The following is a 12,289-nucleotide window of genomic DNA, read 5'->3' on the forward strand; positions in this document are numbered from 1 at the left end:
TTAAGGCAAGGTCCCCTGACTCTCCAGAGCCAGGGGACCGGCGTTGCGTGCTAGTCGTTTCGCAATGCCTGCATCGGCTGAACCGCCGCAGCGCGCAATGCCGGCGCCACGCTGGCCAGCAGTGCCGCTGTGGCCAGTGCCAGCAGCACGAGCAGGATGGCCACCGGGTCTGTGGCACCCACACCGTACAGGTGCTTCTGCAGCATGCCCGATACGGCCATCGCCAATGCGAGCCCGATCGCCATGCCCAGCAGCACCTGTCTGCCGGATTCGCCGAGAATCTGCACCACCAGCCGCTTCCGGGTTGCACCCAGCGCGGAACGCACGCCGAATTCATGGCTGCGACCCGCCACGGCCACGGCCATTACCGCGTACAGGCCCACCGATGCCAGCAAGAGTGCCAATGCGGCAAACACGCCAATGATCACCAGATTCAGGCGCTGGGCGGCGGTTGCCGTGGCCACCACAGCCTGCATCGGCTGCACGTTGGCAATCGGCTGCTGCGGTGCGACTTCCGCCAGGGCGGTGCGCAGCACACCCTCGACCTGACCCAGATCGTTGGAGCGCATCCGTACGGCGTAGCTGAGTGGACCAAACTCGCGCAGTAGCGCCCAGATGTCCGCCGGCATCTGCGCCAATGGTGCATACACCGTAGCCGGCGCAGGCTTATCCGGGCCGAACTGGCGCACGTCCCCCACCACACCGACAACCCGCATCCGGATGTCCGGGGCCCCGTCCATCGGCATCGTGACGATCTGACCCAGCGGATCTCCGCCAAGGTGACGCGAGGCAAACGTGGTGCTGACCAGGCAGACCGGCTCGGAACCTGCACGGTCGGAATCCTCGAAGCCGCGCCCGGTCAACAGTGGCACATTGAACACGTCCAGGAATTCCGGACTAGCCAGGCGGTACTGGCTGTCAACGGTGGCACCGCTGGGCAACTGCATGCTGTAGTTCAACTGTGACCCTGCGGGCAGGTTCGTGGACGCGCCAATGGCGGACACGCCAGGCACACGCCCCAGGCGCTGAAGGATGCGCTCGGTCTGCGCGACCGCTGCATCCACCTCGCTGTAGCGGTTCTTGATCAACGCCAGGGTGAACGTCGTGACCTGGGTTGACTGGAAGCCAAGCGGCACCGCTTCGAGCTTCTGCAAGCTGCGGGCGAATAGCGCAGCTCCCGTCAGCAGCACGACAGCCACCGCGACCTGGGCAACCACCAGTACCTTGCTCGTGCGGGTAGCACTTTTGCCCCAGCCCGTGCGGCCACCGCTTGCGAGCTCACGCGACCAGTTTGCCCGCCGCGCCCTCAATACACCCAGCAACGCGGCCAGCACTGCGGTGAGCACGCCGACCAGCAACGCGACCACGATGGCCGTTGCGGTAAGCCCTACCGACTGCCCCCGCATCCATTCAGCTGGAACAAGGCGTCCGAACGCCTGCAGCCCTGCCCACGCCATGGCGAGCCCGGCGGCGCTTCCGAGCAATCCGACCAGCGCCCCTTCGGCCACCGGCGATATTCCCAGCCGCAACGGCGATGCTCCCAGTGCGGTGCGCACCGCACTGTCGTGGGTTCTGGACAGCGCACGCAGCAGCATGAGGCTGGCAAGGTTGATCCCTGCAATCGCCAGTACACAGACGCCAGCAGCAAGGAACATCCACAAGGCCTCGCCGCTGCGGTGTGCGAACACGCTGCCTTCCAGCGCCAACGCAGTGGGCGGATTGCGCTGCAGATAGGCACGCTGCTTCTCGCTCGCCCCGGCCCCCTCATTCATCATCGCGTTGAGTACGGTATGGGCCTGCGCCGCAGCGGTATCGATAGGGATCCCTGGCTTCAACCGGGCAACCATCAACTGATTGGTCGACAGGTCACGGGTTGCGGGGTCCAGTTGCATGTTCTGGATGATGTCGAACGGGTCAGGCCACTGGAAGTATTCCGACAGCACACCCACGATGGGTACCGCCTGGCCCTCCACAAGCAATGGTTTGCCCACCACCGCCGGATCCGCTCCGAGATGCGACGTCCAGAATGCATGACTGACGATCACCCCCTGAGGGCCGCCGGGCGTGTTCTCCGCATCGTTGAAATTGCGGCCCACCGCCATCGGCAGCGCCAATGCGTCCAGGAAACCCTTGTCGGCCTGCAGCGCGCGGGCGACTTCGGCATCGCCATGGAAGGCTACGTTGGCGTTGTTGGTCCAGCCCATGATCATGCCCGCCGATTGAACACTGGGCATCTGTCGGACATGGGCGAGATATCGCGGGGCAGCGACGGTCTGTCCCGGCTCACTTTCGATGCCGATCGTCACCAACCGGTCGGGCTGCGGGAAGGGCAAAGGGCGCAGCAGCGCCTGGTCGATGAGCGAAAACACCGTTGTCACCGTCGCCACGCCGAGGGACAGCGTCAGGGTAGCCAGCAGCACAAAGCCGGGCTTGCGGATCAGCGCACGCCAAGCCTGCAGCACGTCGTCAAGCAGGGCGGCGACGTTCACGCTGGCACTCCTGCCACGGCTGCCAGCGACGCCGAACGCGGATCACGCAGATCCGCCGCGGCATCCTCGTCCAGGACTCGGCCATCGAGCATGTGGATAATGCGACCGGCGCGCTGCGCGAAAGCAACGTCATGCGTCACCATGCACAACGTCGCACCCTCCCTGTTCAATTGTTCCAGCAACTGCATTACCGATTCACCATTGCGGCTGTCGAGATTGCCAGAGGGCTCATCTGCGAACAGGATGCGTGGCCGGCCTGCCAGCGCACGTGCAACCGCGACACGTTGTTGCTGGCCGCCGGAAAGCTGTCCCGGGTAGTGCCGTGTGCGGTGGCTCATCTCCACCTGCTCCAGCACCTCGCGCACGCGCTGACGGGCCTCTGCCTTGTCGTACCCGTGGCGGTAGGTGAGTGGCAATGCCACGTTCTCTTCCACGGTCAAGTCTGCAATCAGATTGAAGGCCTGGAAAATGAATCCGATCTTCTGATTGCGCACGCGGGCCCGTTCGCTCTGCCCCAGCCCTGCAATGTCCACCCCGTCGAGGACATAGCGCCCACCGTCGGGCTTGTCCAGCAATCCAAGCACGGACAGCAGCGTGCTCTTTCCACAGCCGGAAGGGCCGGTAATCGCGACGAACTCGCCTGCGGAAATCCCCATGGATATGTCCGACAGGGCGTGGGTTTCCATGTCATCAGTATGAAAAACCCGTGACACGCCTTCAAGCTGCAGCAGCATTGCATCCATCGTCCTCACCCTTCTCTCCTGTCTTCACCGCAGCCTGAGGCTGTCATGGTCGCTCCATTGGCTTGCATCAGACAGCACCGCCTGGTCACCCGGCGCCAGTCCCTGCACAACCTCTACCCGGTCACTGGACACTGCGCCGAAGCGCACCGGCGTGCGCAGGGCGGTGCTCTCTCCGGCACGTATCACAAACAGCGTCGACTCCGCTCCTGGCACAGCTGAGGCCGGCCTGCCAATACTGACCACGTTGGGCAGCGTGCCCAGCAGAATGCGGCCGTCCACGGAGAGGTCCGGCCGTGCACCCGCGGGCATCGCGCCATCCATCGCCACGTCCACTGTTACTGTCGCGTTGCGCACGGCAGGGTCGATACGCACGACGCGGCCCTTGGCAATCCCGTTGCGTGTATCGATGGTGGCCGGCAAGCCAAGCCGCAGGTCCTTGGCCAGCAACTCGGCCACCTGCAGGCGCGCGATGAGTTCATCAGGTCGCGCTACCCGTGCGAGCTTTGCACCGAGTTCCACCTGTTGGCCCGGCTCCACGTCGACCTGCTGCAGGATGCCATCAATACCCGCGCGGACCTCCAGCGAATCCAGTTGCTGGCTCACCAGGGCGAGCTCGCTCTCCAATTCGTCGCGCCGCGCCTGCGCGGCACGCAGCTGTGCCTGCATGTTGCTTTTGAATGACTCTACGCGTTGCGCTTCAAGACTTGCCCGTGCGCCGGTCTGCTGCTCGGTGATTTCACTCTGGCGGAATTCGATGTTGGAGATCACTCCCGCATCTAGAGCGCGTTTGTTCGCGCGTAGCTTGATGTCTGCGATACGCCACTCCGAATCGGCCTGCACATGCGCGGCACGCTGATCGAGCAACTGCGAGGCCAGCGAGGTCCTTGCCGCCGCGACCTCCGCGTCGGCCCCGTTCAGGGCGGCCTGTGCACGCTGCAGCTTGGACGCCAGCTCTGGATTGGCCAGTCGCAGGATGATCGAATCGGCCTTCACCATGGCACCCGGGTCCACCAACGTCTCCTGCACGGAGGCGGGGGCGCCTGCGGTGATCCAACGGATTTGTCGCGGCACGAGAATGCCATTGGCGCGGATCTCGCGGCGCATTTCTCCCTTCACCGCCGTATCAACCCACAGGGATGTGCGCTCAACTGCGGGCGACGCCTTGCCCATCATCGCAGTGGCCGATCCTATGCCCAGCAGCAAAAGCGCTGCGGCACCGGCCCAGACCACCTTCTTCCGCCGCCACCAGGCGGTATTGGCACTTTTTATTTTGTCCATGACAATGACGTAAGCACACATCGTGCCAAGCGCGGTAAGGATTGGCGTTGACGGGCTTCTCCGGGCTGACGCTCGCTGCGGACAGCATTCGATGCCCGTATTCGTACACCGGCGTCCGGATTCGGACACTCAAGCATCAACGGTACGGCTGACCGGTTCCACGGGGATGCCCGCAAGATAACGTTGGCGCGCCTGCCGATGCGCAGTGTCCAATCCTGGCTCGGCCAATGAGGCGCGTAGCACGGCCTGCATGGCACGGCGGCCGATGATTACCGGATCGCATGCGACCAGCGCTTCGGGCTTCAGACCCAGTTTCGCAGCAACCGCCGGTTGCCGCGCAACACGCTCGCCAAATACGCGAGCCCAATCCTTTGAAGCGGCGTAGCGGTCGATGTTGGTGGCGTCGACCACGTCGAAGCTGACCGAGATGGAGGGCTCGATGGTGGTGACGTGATGGGCCCACTGGGTACCAATGAACAACGTCATGCCAGGGGTGATGTCGCCGGTCCAGCGCACGGCCTGCTGGTAGGTTGGATGGTCGACCGGATCCGGTGCCAGTGGATCCATGAACCCTACCGTTGGGTTTCTCACATGGGGCAGGTCGTGCGGTGCGTACAGCGTGGCGCGCTTTCGTCCTGCCAGCTGGGAAACCAGTGCGATGGTCCCGTTGTTGTCTGTGTGTAAAGGGGTCAGCGATCCGGGCAAACTGACCAGCAGCCAGAGGTGGTTGAAGAGCGAATAGTAATAGGGCAACGAGGCATTCAAAGGCTGCAGGGGCTCGGGTACGAGCGGTGACAGCAGATCGAACAGGGGATCGGTGGCGGCACGGACCAGGCGCAGCGTTCCACAGTAGAGCGGCAGTCCCTGCGCCTTGAACGATGCGTAATCGCCCTCGAGCCAGCAGTCACGATAGATCTGTTCCACCCGTTCTGGATGCTCGATGTAGTCCAGGTATTGTGCGAAGGTGGTTTCCACGCTGACAAGGGACGCCCTGGTATTGGTGACGAAGTTGGGTGCCTTGGCAAACGCAGCCATTGCGCCGAACCTGGCCCGCAGGTGGTCCAGACATTGCCACTCGCTATAGGCGGGCCACCGCTCGATGTAGCCTGTCACGATGCACGGTTGCCTGTGCAGCGCTTCTGGGTCGCGCGCCATCATGGCCTTGAACTCGCGTTCGTCCAATACCGGTATGGCCCGCTCGTTCATGCGCCTGCCTCCGTTTCAAACACTTCTCTACGCTGGGCTGTGCGAGCGTGGGGCTGCTGGGGCAGCGCGCGCACCACGGCATCCAGGACAGTAGCCGCCGCCATCGCGGTGCTGCCGTTGATGTCCAACAGCGGGTTGACCTCGGTCAGATCAAGGCCAGCGAGCGGGCGGTGACGCATGATCGCCGCCGCCAGTCCGCACACGGTGCGAACATCAAGTCCGCCCGGCACCGGATGACCCGTGCCGGGAGCAAGCTGAGGATCAAGCACGTCGATGTCCACCGACAGGTAGACGGGCTCGGTCGCGGGCAGCAGATCGAGCAGCGCGTCCATCTGCAGCGTTCGCGCCTGCTTGGCCGGGACAACATGCAGCGCGGGAACCTGCTGGCGCTCGTCGTGGTAGGTAATTCCGCGGTGGCCCACCTGGACGATGCGACCCACGCCGGGCAGGGATGCGCAACGTCGCAGTACCTGCTTGTGGTTGTGCCTCGCCCCGCCCTCCCATGCACAGCAGTCCGTATGGGCATCGAACCAGACGATATTGACGCGGTGGCGGCGGGCGATGGCGGCGATCGCCGAGTAGGAGACCGAATGATCTCCGCCCAGCATCAGAGGCAGGCCGCCTGTACCGATCACTGTTCCCACAATCATTTCGATGCGCTGGATGGCATCGGACCAATCCATCTCGTCGAGCCCCTGCACGTCGCCCAGGTCAAGGGCCTGGACGGCAGGCGGAGGCAGCGCCAGCGACGCGGCACGAATAGCAGCGGGGCCCAGGCGTGCGCCTGAACCCGCGCCGTTGCCCACGTCGCTTGGCACCCCGAACACGACAAAACCCGGATCGATGGTGTCAGCATCGCGGGTCCATCCGAAAAGGCCGGAGCTCGCGGCCTGCAACAGGTCATGCAGCATGCTGTTCTACTCCCGGTCCGGCCTGGCGATGCGCGGCATCCATCGCCAGCACCAGGAGGTGGAGTGCCGTGGGCGCCACCACATTCCATCCAGGGCGCATCGGCGTCATACCGGTGATGTCGATGCTCACGATGCGGCATTGGGCACCGATCCACGCGATGAAGTCGACCACTTCCTGATAACGCAGCCGCTCGTCGGAAGGCGGCTCACCGGGCGCGTCCAGCGCGTCCAGATTCAGACCCAAGTGAACCGGCCTGCCTGCCAGCCACTCATGCAGCGTCTGGTCGTAGCTGCCCTCACGCAGCGCGGACGCATCCATGTATCGATGATCGGGGTGCTTCCACGCGCCCGGCCCGCCCGCAGCCGCAATCTGCAGCGTGCCTGCGACACCGTCCAGGGCAATGGCCCTGGCGAGCAATGTGGCCGATGAAACAACACCACCCGGCGCAGGCTCGCGCTGTGCGGGTCCGCCGATCCTCAGCAGGCTGACCGGTTCCTGCGACGCATATCGGGTCAGCACCGGCCAGCACGCTGTACTGTCACCGCCGATCACGATGGGCACGGCATCGTCGAATCCAGCCAGTACCTGCGCCATCCGCTGGAAAACCGCATGCTGGCTTTCGCCGGGATCGACGAACACGTCTCCGGCATCAGCCAGGCAGACACCGCACAGCAGCGGCCGGAGTCCATCAGCGTCGTACCAGCCGTGTCCTCCACCGGTGCGTCGATTGATCGTATGCAGCAGATGCAATGAAAGCTCACGCAACGCCATCGGTGCGGCACGGCCGCCCGCACAACGCGGGTCTGCATGGTCACTGGGTACACCGACCACCACCATTTCTGCGCGTGTCATGCCCAGCTTAAATGCGGGGGAATCGAACATTCGCTGGGGTGGGTCGGTGACAAGTCGCTCGCGCCCGGCGGGCTCCATCCCGGCATCATGGAGAAACCCCTTGCGCGACAGGCTCAGCAGCGCCTGTGCCACCTTCTTTGCCTGGGGATGCCCGGCGACAACGGCATCGATGCGCTGCGGCTGCTCGAAGCGCATCAGCAGTGCATACAGCGCCACAGGTATCCGCACCCGCGCGCCATCGTGGGACAGGAACAGGGTCGCATCCCGTTCACCCAGAGCCTCCAGCTGCAGGAACCGCGACAGCCGAAGCGGCTGGGTGATTCTCAGCGTGTCGCCGGCACTGTACTCGCCTGTCTGCACCATCGTTCAGGCCTCTTCCAGAGTGCGACGCAGTTGTTCGCGTACGGCAGCACCTGCATGGTCCGGATTGGCTTGAAGAGCCGCCCGCAGTGTGGCTTGCATGAATGCTCGACCGATGGGCGCCTCTAGGCCTGCATCCAGTGCGGCATGCAGGCGTGAATCGTCGCTCCGCGTGCGGATCATGGCGGCATTCTTCTTCGCGAAGTGACCGAGCTCATGCTGCCAGTCGAATGATCGCGCGTAGGCATCCAGGTTTGTCGCGTTGACGATGTCGAAGCTGACCGTGATCGAGTCCTCCTCGGTGACGACATGGTGCGCCCAGTTGGCGCCCCAGATGAGTAGTTCTCCTGGCTCGAGCGTGGCCACCCATGGTTGCGCCAGATGCCACTGGGGGAACTGCTGTTCGTCAGGCGCAAGCGGATCCATGTACCCCACGCCGGAGGTATGGAAGTACGCTTTGTCGGACGGCGCGTAGAGCACGGCGCGCTTGCGTCCCCTCAGCTGGGCCAGGTAGGCGATGACAGCGTTGTTGTCCTGATGCAGCGGCGTCAGGGCACCTGCGCGGCTGACATACAGCCACACATGATTTCCGGATTGGTAGTAGTAGGGAATCTGGTCATTCAAGCATTCCATGTTTCCAGGAACGAGAGGCTGGATCTGTTCAAGCACCGGCTCGGCTGCATGGCGGACCAGACGCAGGTTGCCGCAGTACAGCGGCAGCTGCATGTGCCGCAGTTCTTCCAGACTGCCTTTCCGCCATGGCTCGGGGAACAGCTCTGCAATCCGCTCAGGCTGCTGCACATAGTCCAGATAGGTGCCATAGCTGGTCTGCACCTGGCACATGCGCTGATCGCGGTGCGTAGTGAACTGGGGCGCCCCTGCTGTCACCGGCAGCGTGCCGAACAGCGCCTTCAGCTGGTCGATCTCCAGCCAGCTGCGCGCCGCTGACCACTGCTCCACGAACCCGCGCACCACACAGGGATGCGCCGACAGCACGTCCGGGTTCTCCTTCAGCAGCACCGAATAGTCCGCAACGTCGTACGACGGAATCTGCATCGCCTTCATCTTGATCCGCTCCCTTGCAGTTCTTCACTGATCGCCTGACTCCGTGGCCACATACCGGCAATGCGCTCCAGCAGATGACAGGCCAGGTCAGTGCTTCTTCCATTGATGTCCAGTCGAGGGTTGAGTTCCATCAGGTCCACACCAACCAGCCTTCCGGTCTCCACCAACGCCAGGGCGATCTCCAGCACCTGGCCAGGTGGCAGCCCATCGGGCACCGGGGAACTGGTTCCAGGAACCCACTGTGGATCAATGACGTCGATGTCCAGCGACAAATAGATCGGCGTGTCTGCCGGTATCGACTCCAGTAGCGTAGCGACCGGTTGGCTGCGCGCCTGTTGGGTCGTAATCACCTTCGCGCGGGGGCCCAATTGGCGTTCATCTCCCACAGTGATGCCGCGATAGCCAATCTGGATGACACGCGAGACGCCCGGTAGCGTGAGGACACGACGCAGCACTTGGCGGTGGTTGTGGCTGCTGCCGGCCTGCCAGGGACTGAAGTCTGTATGCGCATCGAGCCAGACCACGCAAAGCGGGGCATGTCGCTGCAGTGCCTCAATGGCCGCGAAACTGAGCGAGTGATCACCACCGAGCAGCAACGGGACGTGGCCGCTTTCGGCAATCCGACCGATGGCTTCGCCAAGACGCTGCATGTAGCGCTCGGGGTGTTCGTAGGGCACCCGCAGAAGGTCACCAAGATCCCATCCCGCGCCAGCCAGCGCGGTGCAGCGATGGGATGCAGTGCGAAGCGCGCGTGGGGCCTCGGCGGCCCCCCGCCTGACTGCATTGCCTGCATCGGACGGTGCACCCAGCACGCACAATCTTCCGGCTGCATCGGACGCCGGGGGAAACGACCAGCAAAACAGGCTTGCGGCATCATCGCGGATGTCGTTCATGCGTGCTCCGTGTCCAGAGCCGCATCCATCGCATGCAGCAGAAGGTCACAGGCGGCGGCGCTGGTAACGTCCGAGGCAGCCCCTCCGGCGGTCCAGCCGGAGAGGTGTATGGCCACGATCCTGCATTTCCGGCCGATTGCAGCAATCACCTGCCGCGCCACATCCATGCGCAACTCACGCGTCGAGGTGGGGCCTGACACATAGCAGTCGTGCAGTACGGCAGCATCAATGCTCAGCAGTATCGTCGTCATGCCCTGCAACCGTGTGTTCACCGCCTCGGGCTCGCCCGTGGCATTGAGCGCATCGAAGTGGAGCCAGCCGGACTCGTACGGCCCATGCATTGCGCTATCAGACTCGTTCTCTCCAGCCCCTATCCTTACTGCTGCGGTGTCTCGATTCCGCGCGCACCATGTCCGGACCGCCTCCGCGCTTGCCTGATCGCCACCCAACACCACCGGCACAGCACCACTTGCGCACACCTCGTCAAGCACCGAGATGACTGCAGCCTCGGCATCCACGGCTGCCGCGGCGTGATCAACCGGGACGTCCCCTGCATCGGCCATGCTTGCGCCGCGCAGGATCCAACGGCCGGAGGCGCAGTCAAACCAGCCCACCGGTTGCGCGCTGTGGACATCCAGCCTGTAGGGGTAATCCAGGGATTTCTGCCGTACATGGATTGGCGCCAAGCGACACTCCCTTTCGCCGACCATGTCGTACGGGGCACCCAGCACGACAAAGTCGCACTTCGTCTTCTCGTTCCAGGCTGCCGCGTTGCAGAACCGGTAGGCAACGCTCAGGCGCCGGCGTGACGGCAATGGCGGGGCTGCATCCGCGTCCTGCAACAGTCCGCGTGCCAGCAGCGAATCCAGCGCAACACGCAGTCGGCTGTCGCAGGTTTCACCAAGGACCTCGCTGGCCGTTCCTGCCGCCGCAAATCTCCGGATCAGTTGATAGAGCTGCGTGGTGATCTTGGTGCGCCTGCTGGTATCCATATCCAGCAGAATCACGTGCTGGGCAGTGCTCTGCTCCATCACCAGTGCACTGTTCATGACATATCGCAGCTCTGGTGGCGCTGCGCGGGTTGCCTGGTCTGCCACCGCGACGCCGCACTCAGACATCAGTAGCCGCCCTTGGGGTGCGCAGCGAGACGATTCTGCTTGCGGTGCGGATGCCACTGCGGGACAAGTTCCAGATCGTCACCGTCGCCGCCGTAAGGATCAATGCCCGCCACAGAAGCTCGAACGCGCTTCCCAGCAGAGCGAGGAAATCCGCGCCAGACTGCAGCTGGGCCCAGAATGCACGCAGCATGCCCGGGTATTCCACCGCCACGCTCATCACTGCAAATGTGAAGATGGCATACATGATGTAAGCCAGGAACACTGTACCCAGGATGGTATAGACCACCAGCGCTACGGTTGCGCGTGGGCTTAGCGTTGGCCGGGAAGCCGGGGGCGGTGCTCCAACCAGGCGGTGCGCTGCTACCTGAAGCAGCAGGTTCTGTTGCTGACGCAGGTTTACCACACCGAACAGATCGCTTATCAGCCAGTACCCGTCCATGCGCAGGAACGGGTTGAAGGTATTGGCGATGGAAAGATCGATGAAGATGAAGGCGAACAGAAAGATGGGGTTCCCCGTCGCGAGGTGCAGCCCAAGCATCAGCAGCAGGAACATCGACTCGAAATGCACGCCTCCTATGTCGACGATGGCGCGCTGGCGACGTGGAAGCTTCCAGGCTTCAGACACATTGGTCCACAGCACGGTGTAGACCATGTAGATGCCCCAGCCAATGGTCATCCGGCGGCATCCGAAATGCGCTGCTGCACTGGCGTGACCGAATTCGTGGCAGATGGTTCCCAAAGTGGAGAGCAGCATCAAGAGCAGGATCGAACCACCGTCCAGACTGTTGAAGTTGACATGCTGCCCGTGCACCAACACGCCGTAGACGTAGACATGGCTTGCGACGAATGCAAGCAGGCCGGCGATCAGTATCGGTCGATGGAACAGGAACCCGAGAACGCGTGCGATCGGATCGACGATCGCTGGAGGAATGACCGGTAACTTGACAAAGAGGAACGAACGGCGGGGCTTTGTTGGAGCGCCGGCCAGCATGGGGTCTTGGCCCTGCTCGACCAGCATCCCGCGTGGGCGCAGCGAGGTCTCGATCAGCCGCTGTAGCCAGGACGTATCGAATGTTTCGCCATGAATTCCGCGGAATGCCTCAATGGCTTCATCGCGGGTACGCACGCCATCGAACTGTCGTAGCAGCTCAACGTAGACCGCAGGCACTGCCAGGCGGACCGGTTCCCCACCGGCGGGGATGACGCACAGCATCATCGGCTTTCCCGAGTCCGAGTCGAACTCGGTCACTTCCATGTCGGGATTCATGAACATCCGGGCCGCGTCTTCCATCCCTTCCACACTCCGCGCGATACGTACCAGGAGCAAGGCCGTTGCGGGGCGGCCACGCCGCCCCCCCACCACGACAAACCGT

10 protein-coding genes are annotated in these 12,289 nt (G+C 63.5%); all 10 read right to left on the minus strand.

The window, feature by feature from the left end; all coding sequences use genetic code 11:
- Positions 1–50: 50 nt before the first annotated feature.
- The gene (locus WKB25_RS16640) at positions 51–2,489 is read right to left on the minus strand and encodes an ADOP family duplicated permease (protein WP_340571858.1); all 2,439 of its coding nucleotides are present in this window, start codon (positions 2,487–2,489) and stop codon (positions 51–53) included.
- Positions 2,486–3,232: an ABC transporter ATP-binding protein gene (locus tag WKB25_RS16645; RefSeq protein ID WP_340571859.1), complete on the minus strand. Its 747-nt coding sequence runs from the start codon at positions 3,230–3,232 to the stop codon at positions 2,486–2,488. Before WKB25_RS16645 ends, WKB25_RS16640 begins: the two co-directional genes overlap by 4 nt.
- Before the next feature lie 24 nt (positions 3,233–3,256).
- Positions 3,257–4,531, minus strand: a complete 1,275-nt coding sequence (locus WKB25_RS16650) for an HlyD family efflux transporter periplasmic adaptor subunit (RefSeq protein ID WP_340571860.1) — start codon at positions 4,529–4,531, stop codon at positions 3,257–3,259.
- Between the two features lie 108 nt (positions 4,532–4,639).
- Complete coding sequence (locus WKB25_RS16655) at positions 4,640–5,716, minus strand: cupin-like domain-containing protein (protein ID WP_340571861.1); 1,077 nt, start codon at positions 5,714–5,716, stop codon at positions 4,640–4,642.
- Entirely contained in the window at positions 5,713–6,627 is a 915-nt protein-coding gene (locus WKB25_RS16660) for an arginase family protein (RefSeq protein WP_340571862.1), read from the minus strand. Before WKB25_RS16660 ends, WKB25_RS16655 begins: the two co-directional genes overlap by 4 nt.
- The gene (locus WKB25_RS16665; protein WP_340571863.1) at positions 6,617–7,843 is read right to left on the minus strand and encodes an arginase family protein; all 1,227 of its coding nucleotides are present in this window, start codon (positions 7,841–7,843) and stop codon (positions 6,617–6,619) included. Before WKB25_RS16665 ends, WKB25_RS16660 begins: the two co-directional genes overlap by 11 nt.
- Before the next feature lie 3 nt (positions 7,844–7,846).
- A complete protein-coding gene (locus tag WKB25_RS16670; protein ID WP_340571864.1) occupies positions 7,847–8,905 on the minus strand; it encodes a cupin-like domain-containing protein in 1,059 nt (352 codons plus the stop codon).
- Complete coding sequence (locus WKB25_RS16675; RefSeq protein WP_340571865.1) at positions 8,902–9,798, minus strand: arginase family protein; 897 nt, start codon at positions 9,796–9,798, stop codon at positions 8,902–8,904. The genes WKB25_RS16670 and WKB25_RS16675 overlap by 4 nt, the downstream gene beginning before the upstream one ends.
- Complete coding sequence (locus WKB25_RS16680) at positions 9,795–10,847, minus strand: arginase family protein (protein WP_340571866.1); 1,053 nt, start codon at positions 10,845–10,847, stop codon at positions 9,795–9,797. The genes WKB25_RS16675 and WKB25_RS16680 overlap by 4 nt, the downstream gene beginning before the upstream one ends.
- Before the next feature lie 61 nt (positions 10,848–10,908).
- On the minus strand, positions 10,909–12,289 hold a 1,381-nt coding region (locus tag WKB25_RS16685; RefSeq protein WP_340571867.1), incomplete at its 5' end, for a hypothetical protein.

Source organism: Stenotrophomonas sp. G106K1, assembly GCF_037969685.1.
GTDB lineage: Bacteria > Pseudomonadota > Gammaproteobacteria > Xanthomonadales > Xanthomonadaceae > Stenotrophomonas > Stenotrophomonas lactitubi.

Excerpts from the sequence above, each read along its gene's own strand:
- WKB25_RS16675 (WP_340571865.1), bottom strand. The coding sequence starts at position 9,798 with ATGAACGACATCCGCGATGATGCCGCAAGCCTGTTTTGCTGGTCGTTT.
- WKB25_RS16655 (WP_340571861.1), bottom strand. The coding sequence starts at position 5,716 with ATGAACGAGCGGGCCATACCGGTATTGGACGAACGCGAGTTCAAGGCC.
- WKB25_RS16660 (WP_340571862.1), bottom strand. The coding sequence starts at position 6,627 with ATGCTGCATGACCTGTTGCAGGCCGCGAGCTCCGGCCTTTTCGGATGG.
- WKB25_RS16680 (WP_340571866.1), bottom strand. The coding sequence starts at position 10,847 with ATGAACAGTGCACTGGTGATGGAGCAGAGCACTGCCCAGCACGTGATT.
- WKB25_RS16650 (WP_340571860.1), bottom strand. The coding sequence starts at position 4,531 with ATGTGTGCTTACGTCATTGTCATGGACAAAATAAAAAGTGCCAATACC.
- WKB25_RS16645 (WP_340571859.1), bottom strand. The coding sequence starts at position 3,232 with ATGGATGCAATGCTGCTGCAGCTTGAAGGCGTGTCACGGGTTTTTCAT.
- WKB25_RS16670 (WP_340571864.1), bottom strand. The coding sequence starts at position 8,905 with ATGAAGGCGATGCAGATTCCGTCGTACGACGTTGCGGACTATTCGGTG.
- WKB25_RS16665 (WP_340571863.1), bottom strand. The coding sequence starts at position 7,843 with ATGGTGCAGACAGGCGAGTACAGTGCCGGCGACACGCTGAGAATCACC.